The sequence below is a fragment of the Paenibacillus lentus genome, assembly GCF_042714055.1.
In the GTDB taxonomy this organism is placed as follows: Bacteria; Bacillota; Bacilli; order Paenibacillales; family Paenibacillaceae; genus Fontibacillus; species Fontibacillus lentus_A.
Genome location: NZ_JBHGVC010000002.1, coordinates 279,012 through 296,887, shown reverse-complemented (window position 1 = coordinate 296,887; position 17,876 = coordinate 279,012). Strand labels below are relative to the sequence as shown.

Genomic DNA, 17,876 nt, shown 5'->3' with positions numbered 1-17,876 from the left:
AACTCCTCCTTATTATTTAGCCGTATGCTTCTTAATCGCAGGCATAATCTTCGTTGCAATCAGCTCGATATTTTTCGCGATCTTATCGAAGGGCACGCCGCCAAAATCGATTTGAGCCATAAAACGCTGTTGGCCATACAATTCATATTGATAGAGCATTTTTTCGATAATTTGCTGCGGGCTGCCAATCATTAACGCATCACGGTAATCTGTAGCTTGTGCAAATTGCTGCTTTGGATAGCCGCTGCCGCGTAACGCCTGCATACCGGAATTCGCATGTGGATAGTACTCGCGAAGTGCGTCCTGTGTAGTTTCCGCAGTATAAAATAAACTTGTCGTCGCAATCGGTAACGCTGCTGCATCAAAGCCGTTCCGCTCTGCTGCATCACGATACGCATCCACCGACATCTTGAAGTTAATTGCAGGACCGCCAAGCGTTGTCAGCATCATGGGTACGCCTGCATATCCAGCCTTAATCGCGCTCGCGGGCGGGCCGCCTACGGCGCGCCAAATCGGCATACGACCGTTTTGAGGCTGCGGCAAAATGGAGGCATTGTCGAGCGGTGCACGGAATTGGCCTGTCCACGTTACTTTGTCCTCGTTGTTCAGCTGCAGAAGCAGCTCCATTTTCTCCTCAAATAATTCTTCATAATCACGTACATCAAAGCCAAGCAAGCTGTATGCTCCTACGCGCGAACCACGTCCGGCAACAATTTCTGCCCGGCCGTTTGAAATCAAATCCAGGGTGGCAAAGTCCTCATACACTCGTACAGGGTCGGATGTACTCAACACCGTGGCCGAGCTGGCAATTTTAATGTTTTTTGTAGCCTGTGCGATCGCTCCTAAAATGACCGTATGCGCTTGGGTAGTAAAATGCGCTTGGTGACTTTCACCGACGGCAAACACATCAAATCCCGCCTCATCGGCCAGCTTGCTGGCTTCGATTAATTCATGAATACGCTGCTGAGCGCTAATCATTGAGCCTGTGTGCGGATTCGGCAAATGATCCCCGATGGAATACAAGCCGAATTCGAGGCCGTTATTTTTTTGAATACGATACTGTTCCATGCTTCTCTCTCCTTTTCTATTCTGGTTATTCGAACTCTATCATTAATCAATCGGCGCCAATTTCGCTTCAATTTCTTCACGCCGTTCTTCCAAGAAGGGGGGCAGATCCAAGGCTTGACCAAGCTCCTCAACCGTCGAATCTACCGTGAATCCCGGGCCGTCCGTCGCGATTTCAAATAAAATTCCGTTTAAATCACGGAAGTATAGGCTTTGGAAGTAAAAACGGTCTACAACTCCTGTGGAGTGAAAGCCATGCTCTTTAACGACCTTGTCCCAATAACGCAATTCTTCCTCGTTCTTTACGCGTATTGCCAAATGATGAATGCTTCCTCTTCCGGGCCGCTCGCTGGCTCCCTCCTGCCGCTTAATGACAATTTCTCCAAGGGCTTCTCCGGCAACGGATTGATAAACGGCTTCGTCCATAGAACGAGAAACTTCTGTATAACCAAATAGGTTCCTTAAAACTTTGGCCAGCCGTTCCAGATTACGCACCGTTATTTCCACTGTCCCCATGCCTAAAATACGATGCTCTTGCTCGACATCCGAGCCTTCCCATGCTGACCAGTTGTCAGGGATTTCTGCACCATCATGATTTAATAGAACCAATCTCAATCCTTCCGGGTCTTCAAAGTGCAAAGCATCTCTGCCCACATATTTCGTAATTTCGCCATGATCTACATTCCATAACTCAAAGCGGTTTTTCCAGAAAATCAAACTTTCATAGGACGGGACAAGCAAACCGATTTGAGTGATCGCATTTGTACCGCGAACGGTTTTTCCTGCATTGGGCATTTCAAAAAACGACAGCTCTGTTCCAGCACTACCCGTTAAATCTCCGTAAAAGAGATGATACATGCTAGGATTATCCTGATTGACGGTCTTCTTTACCCTGCGCAGCCCCAATACCTGCCGATAAAATCGATGATTGATTTGAGCGTCTTTTGTAAGCATTGAAATATGATGATGTCCTGGAATGGTGTACATCGTAATTCCCCCTTTAACTTGATTAGTCAAGTGATAGTGTAAAAAAAATTACTCCGGCGGTAATTCTTTTTTTTGGCTATGCTTGTGTACTCGCGTCATTAATGTATATAGTATCTTTTGTTCTTCTTCGCTTAATACATCGTCAAAAAATGACGTTTGAAAGGCAAGCTGCTCAGGCATTGCTTGTTCCAATATAGCTTCAGCCTTTGCTGTTAGGCTAATCGTCTTCGTCTTCCAATCCTGCTTGCGCACAATATATCCTTCCTTCTCGAGACGTGCGAGCATTCGCGAAATTCCACCTTGGGTGACCGTCACTTTATCGGCTAATTCCATTTGCGTGAGAGGCTGATAGATACGGATTTGCATAAGTGTATCAAATTGAGCCGTTGTCAGATCAAATCGTTTTAGAAACTCATTGGACATCTGGTTGCTTTGATTTGTAAAACGCATTAAACGTAACCAGATTAACGAGCCAATCGTATTGTTGCGCATAGTGCTTCAGTTCCCCTCCTTCGCTAATCTCACTATCACTTTACCACTCAAGTGATACGATGTCAAGCAAGGTTGAACCGTCACTATCCGACAACTTTGGAAAAAAAGCACCCATAGGGGTGCTTATACAGGTTATCCATAAGACAACGATTCTAACTCTGAGCCAATTTTTCCATTTTTCGCAGTACGTTAAAAAATATAAAATCCTGGGCTTTGGAGCGGTAAGCCGTCTGATTGAAGCTCCCGATAATATATAGATCCCTATTTGGAAAGTAAAGCATGGTAGCGCCGCTTGCGCCAAGATGACCCCACCCGATGTATTTCTGAGTAAATGGAAGAAAACGCATCCTCATTAATCCATAACCATACTCCATTCCGATCCACATCTTGTTCCATTGCATCATCGTATCCAGGGTTTCCTTTTGAATGATCTCGTGATTGACCAATGCTTTCATGAAGAGCAGCTGATCTTCCAGGGTAGATACAGTTTGCCCGCCGGAGTAGAAGCTGCTGAAGCTGCGATAGTCATCTACGTTAATCTTCAAATCATCTATATAAAGATGCGCTACCGGATGCTCGCTTCTTAAGGCAGGCTCCGAATACTGGGATAAATAAGAGTGCTTCATATTTAGAGGGTCGAAGATATAGTCATGAAGCACCTTATGGTAAGGCTTTGATGTGATTTTTTCTATAATGAGCCCTAGCAGATTGTATCCAGTATCCGTGTAATGAACATCTCTTCCCGGAGGAAATCGCGGTTTTAAATGCTGTTTGGACCAATGTATCGTTTCTTCCGGCTTCCAAAAGCGCGAGGGATCTTCAAGGATCTCCGTCATAAATCCTTTACCCCTCTTGGGTTTATCCTCATAATAATCAGGCAAGCCGGATGTGTTGCTTAGCAAATGCTCGATCTTAATGTCATATGTATACTCTTTTCCTTTGTATATATGCAGATTTTTAAGTAGATCCTCGGGCAAATAATCGGCAATTGGATCATCGAATCTAGCGAGCCCCTTTTCCACTAGGATGGCCAGTATGACAGAAGTAAAGGCCTTGCCTACGCTGGCCGTATGATAAGGCTGCTTGGGATGGGCCAATGCTTCATCCGTTCTCCCGGCAGCCATGGACCAGTGCATATCCAGTTTATCGGAGTGAATCAACAAATAAACATTATGAAGCTTTGAGTCAGAAGCTGCCTTTTGCTCCAGCCTCGTTTCAATCTCATTTTGCAAGGATTCTTTTCTCAGCTGTCTCTACCTCCCATTCTTAAAAGGGTCGCTTTTATACTATTATAAGTATTCATTATTAATTTTTTCATGCTTCATCGCCACACGGTGTAATAGACTGAACTTTTAACATACCACAAATGACACCGTCGTCCCTTTACCCGGAGTGCTGGCTATTTTCAATCCAACGCCATACAACCGTTTCAAACGAAGATCCACATTTCGTAAGGCGATCCCCCCAGCCGCATTCGCCTCCAGCAGCCTGGATACAATCTCTTCATCCATGCCCACACCATCATCGAATACTGAAATCTCCGCGATGTCCCCTTGCTTCCGCAGCGTAATCCGTACTGTTCCGCCCTCCGCTCGCTTCATCAGCCCATGCCGGATCGCATTCTCCACAAGAGGCTGTATCGAATACGGCGGTATCCGCAGCAGTTCTATATTTCTGTCGATCTCCCACTTGACCTGAAGCCGATCCTCAAATCTTGTCTGCTCGATAAACAAATAGGAGCGCACTAGCGTTAACTCATCATTTAGAGGAACAAGCTCACCCACATTTTGGAACTTAAACTTTTCACGTAAATAATCCCCAAAATGCTCAATCAGTTCTAACATCGATTCGGAATTGATCGTATGCAATGCGGCGATCGAATTTAATGTATTGAGAAAGAAATGCGGTTCAATTTGCGCTTGCAGCCAAGCCGCCTCCATGCGAATACGTTCGCGGGTCGAGCTTGTTAAACGTGTCAAGGCCCGAACCCTGGCTCGCAGCTCTCTGGCGTCAACAGGTTTGGTTACATAATCATTCGCGCCAGCCCAAAATCCCTTCTCAATATCTTCCGGACGACTGCGGGCAGTGATCAGCAAAACGGGCAGCTCGGATACCGCATACCGCTCCCTGATCTTCTGAGTCAATTCGTACCCCGACATACCAGGCATCATAATATCCGCAATGACTAAATCCCATTCTTGAGATTCTTGAGCATGAATCAATTCCAATGCTTCAACACCGTTCGTAACCATTACGGTCGAATAATCCTCATGAGAAAGAATGGAACCCAGAACATTCAAATTCAAAGCATCGTCATCTACAGCCAGTATACGCGGCTTATCCTTAACGGGGAGCTGCAGCGACCCTGATATTCCAGCCTTTCGATCATAAAGCTCAAGCGATGCAGCTGCGGCAGCCAGGTCTTGGGAGGAGTCTGAGGCATTCTTGCTGCTTATCTCTGGTGCTGCCTCCATTTCAGAACTGCCATCCAAGCTCAATGTAAAGGTAAACCTCGTTCCTTTAGCAAGAGCCGACTCAACGGTGATGGTTCCCCCGTGCAATTCAACCAGCTGCCTGCATATGCTTAGTCCCAAGCCAAAGCCGCCTTCATACCCATTTATTGAGTTCGCTTGCTCATATGGTTCAAACACCCGCTGCAGCGTCGGCTCATCCATGCCGACCCCGCTGTCTGCTACAATGACAAATACCAGTCCCTTCTCGGTGTAAGCCTCTACGTATACCTCGCCTTGATGCGTAAATTTCACCGCATTATGCAGCAAATTGAAGAGAATTTGAATCAAGCGGTTCTCGTCGGCAAGTACTTTGGGAAAATGCTCCGGAACCCGGTTCGTCAGCACAATCGGCTTACCTACAGTCATAAACCTGATCAGATCCATGACTCCGCTAATGATCGGCTGCAAAGAGACGCTTTCGATATTCAGCCGCAGGCTGCTATCCTTCAAGCGGGCAACATCAAGCAGATCATTAAGCATAAACGACATTCTTTGGCCTACTTTAACAACCGTTTCCATTTCTCGAACACTTATAGCGTTTATGGCATTTCTCTCCCGCTCGAGCACAACCTGAGAAATATTGATCATACTGTGTAGCGGATTACGAAGCTCATGAGACGTGTTTGCCAGAAATTCGTCCTTCTTCCTGTTGACTTCTTCCAGCTTCACGGTTAGCTGCTTCTGTTCCGTATACAAGACAAAATAACGCTTGATCCATATATAAGATAGCAGGAGCATACCCAAAATAAGATCAAACGGATAAAAGATGACCTTGATTCCAGTCAATAAAAAAACCATCCACCAAACCATATGATTGGCAAACGCCAAAAAAGCCAGAAATTGCATCAAGCTTTTTCGGATACCGCTCACCGCCATACGAAGCACTGAAACGATGAACAATGCGATAATGGGTACAGCACACAGGAAAATCACATATTGCATGGCTTCATTATTTTGAGTCGGCAGCCAGATACCCACTCCAATTCCGATGATAGCTGCAACTCCGTACGCACGCAGCACTTTGGCGCGCCACGCCTCCGGAAGCTCAGTACTTACCATCTGTAAAATCGAGTAAAAGAGAATAATAAGCCCAAATACCAAAAGCTTGAAGCTCCAGGCATGCGAAATTGATAACCACTGCTGCAATAATTTATCTTCGCTGCTATTGAGAAGAATGAACATGAAGGTCAATATCGCCACAGCAAAATACAGCCAGAACTTATTTCTTTCAATAATAAAGAAAACCAGCAAATAAGCAGCATGAATGATCATTGCCGCAGCAGTTAACTGCTGGGCCGCCATGGAATACTGCTTTTCACGGTAAATGTCCTCATTTGTTCCGAATTTGAGCGAACGGATCATTCCTCCGCCCCGGGAATCGTTAAAGTTCGCAGCCTGAATAACAAGCTCGATCATCCCCTGATCGTCCGCTGTAAATGTCGCAGTATAAGGGATATTCTCTGCTCTGTAATCCTTTGCATTCGGAGCGGGATGACCGGAATTAGCGATGAGTCTCCCGTTAACATATAATTGAGATGAACTACGGATACTGGGAACATAAATACTGTATACTTCATCTTTGGAATCGACCAGAATTCGCAGCCGATAACTGCCGAATCCATACGGACTCGATCCATTCGGCTGCAGGCGCGTGCTCCAGTCCGAGGGAACATTTATACTTTGGGGAGAGAATTCCAAAGGGGCTTGATCAGATCCATCAGACATCAAGAAAACACCCGGATAAAATTCCCACTCCCCGTCAAGTGTTATCGTCCTGCCCGCTCCTTCATTTCCGTCCCGTAAATTGAGCAGTCCGTTTACGGCATAAGATTGCCCGGACGGCTTGAATAACTCAACCCAAACGAGGCGGCCAGTAGTTATAATCGATATAAATAATAAAACAACAATAAAAACAGGAGCCTTTTTCATAGTAATATAAAGAATTCGACAGCTTCCGCGATAATCCTTTTTCATTTCCCCTTTACCAAGGAAATATGAACACTTAATCAATGAATGGCACTACTCCCGAATTACTCGCCAGATCCGGTATCCTCTTCGTATCGCCTCAAGCACTACTTCAGGTATACGTATTGTCCGCCGAGCGGTTAACGGACGGTATAAGCGGAGGTATGCCTTTTTAAAATCGTTCCACATTTGGTAATCTTCCTCTTTCAAAAAATCAGACACATCTACGATGACACCTCGGCCATTTTGCATCATAACATTTTTGACGTGAATATCATGAGGACTCAATCCAAGCGAACGCGCATCATCCAATGCTTCATCAATTTCCCGGATTGCTTGATCCGTGATCGGAATTCCTTCTATGATGCATTCGTAAAAAGTTTTTCCTATCAGTCGTTTCAATATCAGATAACCGTCACCAACCATATAACACTCCGAGTAAGCCGGGTGGCGATCGAGTCGGCGATACACCTCTGCTTCTTCCTGCAGACCGGGCCTGCCAGGCGCATATACTTTCATCGCACAGTCCTTTCTCTCCGGGTGGCAGAACACAGCCGCATAATTGCCTCTTCCCAAAAGAAGCCACGGCTCTGGAATATTGCCGACTACTACAGGGTCGTTCTGATGATTGCTCTTTATAGATACATGCACCAACAGCTCTCTTTCTACAAGCTGCGCAAGTTCTTCTATTCCAGGTTGATTCTGACCTGTCATCTGTTCGTCACCGTTCCCATATCTATTAGCAAACGTTATCAAATATATTTATGTGTGGCTTGTTCATTATAACATGACAAATTTATTATCTTTTAGCCATCAAGAACCAATGGTATATAAATTTTCTACGGCTTCCTCAATATCGGGTTCGGATACACCAAACGACTTTATACCAAAGAAAAGAGGCTAATCCTTACGGATCAACCTCTTATGTTGGACGCTCATATTAATGCTTCAAAGTGTAAAACTGACGGTGAAGCTCTCGAACTTCCTCCGCGAGCTCAGGTACAGGGCCATCTACTACAGTATCACGAATGACGTCCTGGATTGGAAGATTGCGTACGCGCGACGTCGGAACCTCTAATTCACTCAGCCATTGAGCCAGCTGTTTGGAGGAACTTGCATAAACAATCCGACCCAAGCCGACCCAACCGTGGGCTGCAGCGCACATCGGGCAATGTTCACCAGAGGTATATACCGTCGCCTTCTCTCGCTCTTCCTTCGTCAGGTTATTTGCTGCCCAGCGAGCCAACGCAAACTCCGGGTGCTGGGTATGGTCTCCGCCAGCGACATGATTATGGTCTTCCGCAAGCACTTCTCCATCGGATGAGACTAGAACCGAACCGAATGGCTCATCGCCAGCCTCCAGAGCATCCTTCGCAAGCTGAATACAGCGTCGCAGATGCTTCAGATCAGTATCATTGATCACAATTAGCCTCCTCCTTCGCAACTTATGAGGCAGACCTTATGTCCCTGCCTCTGGTTTCACAACTATAGAAACATGGTATCATAAAAAGGGGCTGTTGTGGCATCAAGGTCATGCAAACCCGTTGTAACTCTTTATCTATATTGTGCAAATCAATCTCTCCGTTCGGAGCGATATGAGAAGCGGCGGATCGTCAATATATGGAGATAAAGATACACCTGCTAAACCAAGACACTCCCCGTTTCGACTATAATCGGTTTCCTTGACGAGTACGTAAAGTTTGACTCGCAATAGAACATCCTTAGTTTGCACTCCCCATGCGGCCGATGTAACCATAAAATAATACGCAGCACACCTGGTTTTACTCCCGTATACAAAAATCCCCCAGGGATGAGATCAGTGCTCCATTGAGAGAAGCCCTTCAGAAATAGGTCAAATCAAATCGGGACTCTGCGTTGATCCCAGATACTCATATTGATAAATTCGACCTGTTTCCCCTGTTGGTACCGCCCGAAATTTCCCTTTGTCTACAAGTCTGCGACAATACTTGATGACGGTTTGCTTATGAAGTTCAAGTTCTCTTGCAGCTTTCGCAGGGCGAACAACACGATGATGTCGAATAGCCAAACGCATTAATTGCCGTTCGATTTTCTCGAATTTATGTAGAATGTTTCCACTTTGCTCTGTCGCTGCAGCTAAATAGGAAGCCAATATACTTCGAAGCATAGCCAAGACAAACGATGGATTTTCCTTCATTTCATCCAATGAAATCGAGATAAACTGACATCCTTGCGATTGCAGAAACAGACCCCGATTCAGATCCATGCGATATTTAGTCCGATCCTTGCCGTGCGAACCATAGTCCATAATCTCGAACACAAAAAGATGTCCACCCAGGATCCACATGAAGTCTACAAAATAAGACCGTCCCCTCCAGTCCCTAACCTCGTACTCCGGATGCAAACCAATAAAATGTCCCATCAGGGGCCACCATATTTTTTCTGCAAACATGCGATTTCCATATCCATGTCCTCTTCTCAGCGCATCTTTTCGCTCCCCTTGACGTCTAGCCAAATGTCTCTAGAGCCACTTTTCGTGCTCAATCTCAAAACCCAGAACAAGTCACCCCTATTCCGATTATAAACTTTTCCAATCCAACTCAGATTACTATTCTTCATAGCGTTCCTTGGAAATTTTACATCTTGAAAATAAGTAAAGCCCCGATTTCCCTCCATCTGAAAGGAATACCGGGGCGTGCTTCGCCACTCACGATATATAGTTAAATTATAACACAACATGGTAAAATTTCAATAAAAGTATATTAAATCATAAATTTATAATATTATTCGTACAGCATTGACAGATTAGCAGCATTGACAACATTGACCTCATTTGATCCGATACATATACGATTTTTCATATAAAAATAACCCTGTCGCGACACATGTTCAGCTTTTGTATGATTTATCGTACAATATTTACACTGCAGCCGTCTGAGCGGACTCATTTATACGAATTTTCATATAAATTGATCCCATTAACACATATATACAAACGTTTGTATGGTTTTTCACACAAAATTCCTTTCCACTCCATTCCACTTTACTCTAAACCACTGGATATCACTCCACTCTAAACCATTGGACATTGCAGATGTTCGAGATTAGTTGTGGAGTCTAGGGGGATCGAACCCCTGACCTCTTCGCTGCCAGTAAGCGCTCTCCCACCATTGTCGGTTTCACTGCCCCGAAAAATAGCCTGTACAGATCCACTCTAAATCCGTCGAGATCGTTCCCCCATATGTTTAGTTCCTTTATCACCTAAAGCATGACGAATGAGGGCATCTTGTCTCAGAGATTTAAAATGAAAGAGGTGCTCACAGCCAAGCATCCAGCCGATAATGAGATACTGAAGAATGCGATGGGCAGGAAATACAACGTTGATTGCTTAGGGAAGGCCTAGGGTTTGAAAGGCCCAGCTTAAGCCGATCGTTTCAAGAAAAGCCAGAATCATCTTACTACCTGCAAATTTGTAGCATTTCTCATAGAAAGCATTACGGCACAACATTTTGTGTTATACTAATTTGGTAAAATAATTAATCGAAGGGAAATTATTACAATAACATGAGTGTCAATAAGTTACTATTAATTTTCGATCCGTCGTTTGAAAAGCTTGATATTTCAGTCCAAAAAGAGGTATTCCTAGCGTTTAATGAGCTCGTATACAAATTGGTATTTTCCTATGTAAAGAATCACCATTCCACTCAAGACATCGTTCAAGAAGCTTTTCTAAAGGCATTCACTTCACCTCCCCACAATTTGGACAAAGACAAAATTTGTTTCTGGCTCAAAACACTAGCAAAAAATAGAGCGATTAATCATTTAAGAAAACAAAAGCGGATGATTCCATCAACATTTGATAACGAAATGTTTCAAAATCAGTATTTCTTGTTGTATGAGACATTAGAGCAATCCATTGAAAGAGAAGAATATTTCGCGGTACTGATCGGCTGCATCGCTCAATTGCCACAAAAACTAAAGCTAATTCTTTATCTATTTTGTTTTGAAAATTTATCCTATCGGCATATTTCCGAAAAGCTTAAAATTTCCGAAGGAAGCGTACGGCAAAGCTTGTACCGTGCACGAAAAGCACTCAAGGATCATATTAATTTGAAAAGGGAAACAAGAATGTAATGCCGCAACAAGCTAGAATGTACGTCGGGCTTTGGTGATCCATAACCGACGTACATTCTCTCTCTTCTCTCACGTAGATGCTAATCTTTTATTTGTGCTAAGTCATAGAAAGCTCCAAAATTATGGCCCTCTGCATCCTTAAGATATTCCGTATGTGAAGTTAGACTGCTATTTAATTGAGCAGTTGATGAAACCCATTGCATATTCATTTAACAAGAGGTCTAAATCCAATTGAACTCACCTCCACCCGTCTAAACAACTTACAATACTATATCTAATGGGACACCTTATTTTGTGACAGCTACTTTTTTCTGATAACCGCTTAGTTGACTAAGAAACATGCTCGAATAATAACCGCCTTCGTCCATTAGCTCATCGTGATTACCTTGTTCGACAATTTCCCCGTTACGCATCACTAGAATGAGATCGGCATCTACACAACTACTCAAGCGATGTGAAATCATAATTGCTATTTTGCCAACCGAGAGTTTCGCCAAAGACTGATACAAAGATATCTCAGCAAACGGATCCAAAGAGGCTGCCGGCTCATCAAAGACGAGAAGATCTGCTTTCGAGAAGAAAGACCGACTTATTGCGACTTTCTGCCACTGTCCGCCCGAAAGACCTACTGCTCCGCCAAAAGTGCTGCCGACTTCAGTATCATATTGCTTCTCTAATTTTTCAATAAACGCATGCGCACCGCTTTTTTCAGCAGCAGCTCTAATTCCCTCTTCATCATCCAGATGATCGATGTCACCAACTCCAATGTTTTCTTTGACCGAAAAATCATATTTCGAGTAATCTTGAAATACAGCGCCAACATGCTGAAATACGAGCTTGGCACTCATATGCTTTAAATCCGTATTCTCATAATAAATATGCCCCGTATAGTTTCGATAAAGGCCAATCAGACATTTTATTAATGTGCTTTTCCCAGCCCCGTTGTCCCCCACAATCGCCACTCTTTGACCTGGCTTAATCTGGAACGAAACATTTTTCAACCTTAATTGATCGTCATTGTCGTATGCAAACGATAAATCCTTTACTAATATTCCATTACTATTCAATGAAGGGAAATTCGTTTCAGGAGTATCCGTTTCCGTTTCTTCTTCCTCAACCTTAATGTTGAGAAATTCAAAAAGATCGGATAGAAGCTTTATATTCTCAAATATTCCTGCAATAGATAAGGAAATGGCCATAGCTACTCCTTGAAACGTCATATATGCCTGTGAGATCGCTACATAATCACCAATGCTGTACCCGTTTCTTGAACCTAACCATATAAGCAACCCCAAATTAATCATCGTAACAGCGACGTTAGAAATATCATATAAACTTTGAACCCAGATACTTTTTCGCTCAAAAGATAACTGAATTGTCATTTGCTTGTTGAACTGTTCTTCCCATTTGCCCAGCAGAAAAGGCTGTAATTGAAATACACGAACTTCCTTAGCTGTGTCTCTTCCTTTCAATAATCCAAGAAAATAGCCTATTCGTCTTGAAATCGGTATTAAAACAAACAACAAGTTGCGCCTCATATTTCCAATATGATTATTGATGAAAAATGGAGGAATCGCCATAAGAACCACAATGATTCCCGTTAAATAACTAGAACTTAGCAACACACCGATTATCGTCATCATCGTAATCGCGCTTTGAATGATTTGTATCGGTCCGTTGAGAAGCTCAATGATACGTTGGCTTTGCCCCGATGAAGCTCTTTGCAACGTATCATAAAAACTCCCTGAGTCAAAGTACCTTAACGAAATGTTTGCCGTTTTAGCTGCAATTTGTTCTTCTACAGTGAATCCAATCTTAAACTGCATCTTACTGTTATTATAACGTTCAAAAAGCTGAACAGATTGCACTACAAGCAGTAGCAAGGACTGCATTCCAAGATAGAAGAAAGCTTGATTGACATTATTTTGATTAGAGAAAACTTCACTTACGCTGTCTACCAAATGTTTAGTTAGTACGAGTTGTATACCCGGAACAAAGGCTTGGAATAGACGAATCAACACTAAAATAGCGGTTTCTCGCGGACAAATACCCCAACAGAGTTTCATTAAGCGATACAGGTTTACATAGATAAATCGCAGCCGCTGGAATTTTTGCATGATCATTCTCCTAAGCATTGGATAGAGGAAGAAGCTGGTAAACGCATCGTTTACCAGCTTCCGGCTGATGTTCTCGCATTTGGTTTTTAGATGATCGAATTGTTTAAATACGAATGCCTCGTTAATTTAAAATTAGCAATCAGTAGTACTGGTCCAACATTGAGTGGTCATACCAATCGGAAAACGGTTCCGACCCGCAACGACCAACGAACCCTGATTTATTGGATCTTTACATCCGCAACACGTGTATTGCTCATAATCGCAATACTTATAAGCTGAATCAGTACTGTCTGTATTGCAGTTAGAATAATAAGTACAAGTGCGTGTTTTTGCCATTTTTTAATATTCCTCCTTTTTTTATCGCGAGAACTCTTGCTGCAGCTCTATTATCTAAAACAACTGATAAGTAAAATAATCACATAATATTTTTTTTTTACTTTTGTGATATTTCCAGGGTAAGTGTGTTATATAAGTGAGGATTAAATAAGACAGAGAACATACGGAGGGAATAACGGTGGACATAATCTATTTTATTCGCATTTTTCTTGGAACAATGATGATTGCAACAGCTACTCTCAAGCTTCTATCGTTCAATTCATTTAAACTAACCATCAAACAGCTGAACATCGTTATCATCAATGCTGCTATTACCGTATCCGGCATTATTGGCATAGAGATGCTATCAGGAATCTTAATGTTTTTTAATGCATTATATCTTGGAGGATCACTGCTAATTGTATTACTCTCTATCAGCTTTATATGGGTTTCCATTCGTTCCAAAAAGCTGCCGGGAAAAATCACATGTAACTGCTTCGGTAACTTAATACCAGAAACATTAGGGAACCACACCATTCACCGCGCCATTTTCTTGATTGCACTTGCATTATTTGTCGGAATAATGGAATTCGCGCTCGGCAACAAGGCAGATAGCCCGGCTACTGCGTATCCTATTGCGCTCGGTATACTCCAGAGCATAGCGATAATTGGTCTTTATGGTAATATAAGAGTCTTGTTTTCGAGACCAGAATAAATGGAGGGTTACGAAATGGTAAATTACGAGCAATTATCAACAATTCTGCAGTGGCTTTTTATTATCTTCCTGTTAATAATCTCCTTATATATGTTTCGAAAGCTGAATGAGCGAAGCCCTCAGCCTGCGTCCCACCAAGACCCAGAGAAAAGAAATTCACTTGCTCTTAACAATATTTTCCCTGTCAGTCATCTAATCGATATAACAGACAAACCAATCCAATTACATCCTGTCCATGCGGCGGGCACCATCCTTATGTTAAGTGTATCTGGCTGCAGCAGTTGCGCGAAATTGTATCCAAACATAAATGCTATCGCCGGAGCATTTACAGAATATCAAGTAGCCTTAATCATGATTGGGACAGAAAATGAAATAAATGACATCAGCAATGAGCACAAGATACGCATCCCGATTCATCGCATTGAGATGCATCAAATGGGTAATTTCGGAACCTTTACATTTCCCTTTTGTTATGTGTTGTCAAACGAAGGCATTATCCTTAATAAAGGCCATGTACAAACAGTTGAAGAAGTATCTTCATTGCTTTCGAAAGAAGTCGGGGCGCTTAACGTGAAGATCAGTTAGAATTCAAGAAAAAAACATTCTTTTTCGTGAAGACATCTAGAAACAGTCCTTGCAATTAGCAGTACAAAAAGCTGACCGCCGTTATGAAAGGTGACCTTATTGGTGGATAGTTTAAAGAAAGCCACAGTGGCTTAAGCAACCAGAAGATGATTCCTGTATACTTCAGGGGATGTCCTCATCCTTATCGAATGGCTAACGAAGCTTACTCAACGAGGACTTTTAGTGGTAGATTCAGACGCCGTGCTCCTACATTTGATGCTTGTCCTTCGAAGCTTTTTCTCCCATTCCATCCGCGCGGACTGAACCCAGGGTTCGCCCCCTTTGGAGCTTCCAGCAACATAGTAGAAAACCACGCCCGATGGACGTGGTTGAATTGTTTATTATGGTGGAGTCTAGGGGGATCGAACCCCTGACCTCTTCGCTGCCAGCGAAGCGCTCTCCCAGCTGAGCTAAGACCCCGTTAAGCGACTATTTCATTGTATTAAATTGCTTGCTGGCTGTCAAGCTCTTTTTGACTATAATTATTTATGTCGTATTTCGTTACAAACAAAGCTTCACTATCATACATTAATTATACCTAAAGCCCCCCGTCCCCCTCATCTCTCCTCCTAAAGTAACGAAACCAAGCTATCTACCATAAAAGAAAAATAATTACATTTTCATAGGAATATATGCTCTTCGTGGGATTAATTATATCCCCTTTTAAAATCATAATATACATATATTCCAAGTTCATAATAGCAATTAGACAAGCAGGGCAGAAATCCAACTCGCAAGTAATCTTGTTTTCCAAAATGAGAGGAGTGGAATGTTTGTTTAAGTCTCTATTACGCAGCTCAAGCTTATGGTTTACGGTATGGATAATTGCTTTATCTGGATTGTCCGGACTCCCTGCTCTATCCCAACATAGCTATGCAGCTTCCGGTTCGGAGCAATCCCTGGAGTGGTCCAGAGACTATGGAGAACGATCATCCGGCAAAGGAGTCATCGCCACGTCGGATGGAGGGTACTTGTTGCTTGGGGAGATCCAGGAAGCAGGCCCCTCGGGCTATTCTGATTCGCTGGCATACATCGTGAAGACAGATTCGGAAGGCAGTACGGAATGGGAAACGAAAATCAACTACTCCTCCAATGACCATGCAAGAAATGCCGTAGAAACGCAGGACGGAGGTTATTTGGTCACCGGATCGATTACTGACTATAGCGGCAAGCCTTACAGCGTCATCTATTTGGTTAAGCTGGATCAAGACGGCAATATTCAATGGGAGAATACTTACGATGATCCTTACCATCATAACAACACACTCTCGGTCATTGAAAATACGGATGGGGGTTATGCAATTGCAGGCACTGGCGGAACCAGCGCTGGAATCTATACCGCCTTTGTCCTCAGAACAAATGCCCACGGCGAGCAGCTGTGGTTCAAGAAATATTGGTTCGGGGAAGACCAGGATTTATATGACATCGTTCAAACCCCGGACGGCGGATTTCTGGCCGTAGGCAGCCTGACGAGACAGAGCTATGAAACCGGAGACGTCCAGAATGCCCTGCTTATCATTAAGCTGGACGCGCAAGGAGCTATGGAGTGGAACAAGCAGTACCAGGATAAGACGGCAACCTTCCTCGCCCATACCCTTATCCCGGCCAAAGACGGCGGTTATCTGATCGGGTATCGCAAGTCGGCATTCGGTAAAGCCGCAAATATGCTGGCCAAAATCGACGCTAGCGGCAGCCTGCTGTGGGAAAAAGCTTATCCCTCGGAATACGCCTCGGGGGTCAGGGCGTACAGCAAGCTGGTTCCGGCCGAGTACGGCTATGCCTTGATCGGATCCAATACGAAAGGGGACTACCCGAACGTAAGAAGACAATATGCCGTGCTGACCGTCGACGACGAGGGGCAAAAACTGGGCGATTATCTGTACGAAGGCCCGTCGCTGTACAGCCATGGCGATGCGGCCGCAGCCTCGGACGGCGGGTTCATCGTAACAGGCACGATCAAACGCGGCGACATCTACAAGGCTCAGCTGAGCAAGCTGCCCAAGCCGCAGGAACCGGCTCCGCCCGGTGAGCGGACGCTGACAAAGATCGCTTTTACGGAATCCGAGAAAAAAGTGCTTAAGGGCGATAGCGCCCCTACCGTCATTCAGGCGGTCTATTCGGACGGTTATACGAACACACTCTCTTATGCCGCACAATTTCAGATCGAGGATCCTTCGATTGCGGCGGTCGACGGACTGGGCCGGGTTACGGGAATCGAGCCGGGTACTACACGTCTAGTTGCAAGCTATCAGGGCTTGCAAGCCATCCTGCCGATCATCGTTCTCCCCGAGGATTCGGATGACTTAGAGCCGGTTAGCTTCAATCTGGATTCTACCGAATACTCGATCTCTGTCGGAGATAAACTGGATACAAGGACTTATATTTATGATTATAAGACTTCAGAGCGGATCGACATTACCCATCTTACCTCGTTTAGAAGTGATAACCCGGAAATCGCCGACTACGATGAGAATGGTGATCTCGTGGGCCTCAAGGCCGGAACGACCAAAATTTACGCTTATTACAAGGGGAGCTACAGAACCGCAGTAGTTCAAGTCCTCCGCTCATCTGTCCCTTAGAACCACCTTGAACTCGCGGCATTAACCGTTCCATAGGAACAGCATCTACCGGACGTACTCTCTAAGGTGCTGAACGCGATTAACCGTTGTTTTTCTGGCGATTATAGGATTGTTTCAGTAAAGCTGAGAGCTCATAAATTCTATAATCCAAAAAAACTTTGCCAAGCCATACTAAAAATATCTTGATTCCCTCCAACCGTTGTAGTACACTAACGTCAATATTTAAATACGTTGAAGAGGAATAGTAGGATTGAAGCAAGCGCTCAGAGAGCTGTTGGTCGGTGCAAAACAGCCGCAAGCCATATCCGAACTCGCCTTGAAGTAGCTCGCTGAAATTGTATTAGAGTAGGTGGAGCCGGAGCCTAACCGTTATAGTAGGAGGATATAAGGC

Annotated in this window: 13 protein-coding genes, 1 tRNA gene and 1 other annotated feature (1 of these 15 only partly in view); of the genes, 4 read left to right on the top strand and 10 right to left on the bottom strand. The window is 44.0% G+C overall.

What is annotated here, in order from left to right:
• Nucleotides 1-12: 12 nt before the first annotated feature.
• From ACE3MQ_RS04940 to ACE3MQ_RS04905, 8 genes are all read right to left on the bottom strand, one after another.
• Nucleotides 13-1,068, bottom strand: coding sequence for an LLM class flavin-dependent oxidoreductase (locus tag ACE3MQ_RS04940; protein ID WP_379391244.1), 1,056 nt, complete (start codon nucleotides 1,066-1,068; stop codon nucleotides 13-15).
• Between the two features lie 42 nt (nucleotides 1,069-1,110).
• On the bottom strand, nucleotides 1,111-2,052 hold the full coding sequence (locus tag ACE3MQ_RS04935; protein WP_379391242.1) for a ring-cleaving dioxygenase: 942 nt from the start codon (nucleotides 2,050-2,052) through the stop codon (nucleotides 1,111-1,113).
• 48 nt (nucleotides 2,053-2,100) lie between these two features.
• Nucleotides 2,101-2,544, bottom strand: coding sequence for a MarR family winged helix-turn-helix transcriptional regulator (locus ACE3MQ_RS04930; protein WP_379391240.1), 444 nt, complete (start codon nucleotides 2,542-2,544; stop codon nucleotides 2,101-2,103).
• Between the two features lie 152 nt (nucleotides 2,545-2,696).
• Complete coding sequence (locus tag ACE3MQ_RS04925) at nucleotides 2,697-3,776, bottom strand: serine hydrolase domain-containing protein (protein ID WP_379391238.1); 1,080 nt, start codon at nucleotides 3,774-3,776, stop codon at nucleotides 2,697-2,699.
• A 120-nt stretch (nucleotides 3,777-3,896) separates the two neighbouring features.
• Nucleotides 3,897-7,067 (bottom strand): hybrid sensor histidine kinase/response regulator, encoded by a 3,171-nt coding sequence (locus tag ACE3MQ_RS04920; protein WP_379391236.1) that lies wholly within the window; start codon nucleotides 7,065-7,067, stop codon nucleotides 3,897-3,899.
• A gap of 9 nt (nucleotides 7,068-7,076) precedes the next feature.
• Nucleotides 7,077-7,736, bottom strand: a complete 660-nt coding sequence (locus ACE3MQ_RS04915; RefSeq protein ID WP_379391234.1) for a serine/threonine protein kinase — start codon at nucleotides 7,734-7,736, stop codon at nucleotides 7,077-7,079.
• A gap of 226 nt (nucleotides 7,737-7,962) precedes the next feature.
• A complete protein-coding gene (locus ACE3MQ_RS04910; protein WP_379391232.1) occupies nucleotides 7,963-8,445 on the bottom strand; it encodes a nucleoside deaminase in 483 nt (160 codons plus the stop codon).
• Between the two features lie 429 nt (nucleotides 8,446-8,874).
• On the bottom strand, nucleotides 8,875-9,423 hold the full coding sequence (locus ACE3MQ_RS04905) for a hypothetical protein (protein ID WP_379391230.1): 549 nt from the start codon (nucleotides 9,421-9,423) through the stop codon (nucleotides 8,875-8,877).
• Between the two features lie 1,142 nt (nucleotides 9,424-10,565).
• On the opposite strand from ACE3MQ_RS04905, the gene ACE3MQ_RS04900 reads away from it, so the two are divergent.
• Nucleotides 10,566-11,135, top strand: coding sequence for an RNA polymerase sigma factor (locus tag ACE3MQ_RS04900; protein ID WP_379391228.1), 570 nt, complete (start codon nucleotides 10,566-10,568; stop codon nucleotides 11,133-11,135).
• A 287-nt stretch (nucleotides 11,136-11,422) separates the two neighbouring features.
• Here the strand turns inward: ACE3MQ_RS04900 and ACE3MQ_RS04895 are convergent, their stop codons facing one another.
• Nucleotides 11,423-13,252, bottom strand: coding sequence for an ABC transporter ATP-binding protein (locus ACE3MQ_RS04895; RefSeq protein ID WP_379391226.1), 1,830 nt, complete (start codon nucleotides 13,250-13,252; stop codon nucleotides 11,423-11,425).
• Nucleotides 13,253-13,766: 514 nt separating this feature from the next.
• On the opposite strand from ACE3MQ_RS04895, the gene ACE3MQ_RS04890 reads away from it, so the two are divergent.
• Nucleotides 13,767-14,282 (top strand): MauE/DoxX family redox-associated membrane protein, encoded by a 516-nt coding sequence (locus tag ACE3MQ_RS04890; protein ID WP_379391224.1) that lies wholly within the window; start codon nucleotides 13,767-13,769, stop codon nucleotides 14,280-14,282.
• A gap of 15 nt (nucleotides 14,283-14,297) precedes the next feature.
• Nucleotides 14,298-14,867, top strand: coding sequence for a hypothetical protein (locus ACE3MQ_RS04885; protein WP_379391222.1), 570 nt, complete (start codon nucleotides 14,298-14,300; stop codon nucleotides 14,865-14,867).
• Nucleotides 14,868-15,250: 383 nt separating this feature from the next.
• Here ACE3MQ_RS04885 and ACE3MQ_RS04880 read toward each other — a convergent pair.
• Nucleotides 15,251-15,326: transfer RNA gene (locus ACE3MQ_RS04880), tRNA-Ala, on the bottom strand.
• A gap of 353 nt (nucleotides 15,327-15,679) precedes the next feature.
• Between ACE3MQ_RS04880 and ACE3MQ_RS04875 the strand changes: the two genes are divergently transcribed.
• Nucleotides 15,680-17,485 (top strand): hypothetical protein, encoded by a 1,806-nt coding sequence (locus ACE3MQ_RS04875; protein WP_379391220.1) that lies wholly within the window; start codon nucleotides 15,680-15,682, stop codon nucleotides 17,483-17,485.
• 222 nt (nucleotides 17,486-17,707) lie between these two features.
• Nucleotides 17,708-17,876 (top strand) — a binding site (T-box leader); it runs 105 nt beyond the window's last position.

Coding starts and splice junctions, on each gene's coding strand:
- ACE3MQ_RS04930 (WP_379391240.1), bottom strand. CDS start 2,544: ATGCGCAACAATACGATTGGCTCGTTAATCTGGTTACGTTTAATGCGT.
- ACE3MQ_RS04940 (WP_379391244.1), bottom strand. CDS start 1,068: ATGGAACAGTATCGTATTCAAAAAAATAACGGCCTCGAATTCGGCTTG.
- ACE3MQ_RS04915 (WP_379391234.1), bottom strand. CDS start 7,736: ATGACAGGTCAGAATCAACCTGGAATAGAAGAACTTGCGCAGCTTGTA.
- ACE3MQ_RS04935 (WP_379391242.1), bottom strand. CDS start 2,052: ATGTACACCATTCCAGGACATCATCATATTTCAATGCTTACAAAAGAC.
- ACE3MQ_RS04900 (WP_379391228.1), top strand. CDS start 10,566: ATGAGTGTCAATAAGTTACTATTAATTTTCGATCCGTCGTTTGAAAAG.
- ACE3MQ_RS04885 (WP_379391222.1), top strand. CDS start 14,298: ATGGTAAATTACGAGCAATTATCAACAATTCTGCAGTGGCTTTTTATT.
- ACE3MQ_RS04905 (WP_379391230.1), bottom strand. CDS start 9,423: ATGGGACATTTTATTGGTTTGCATCCGGAGTACGAGGTTAGGGACTGG.
- ACE3MQ_RS04895 (WP_379391226.1), bottom strand. CDS start 13,252: ATGCAAAAATTCCAGCGGCTGCGATTTATCTATGTAAACCTGTATCGC.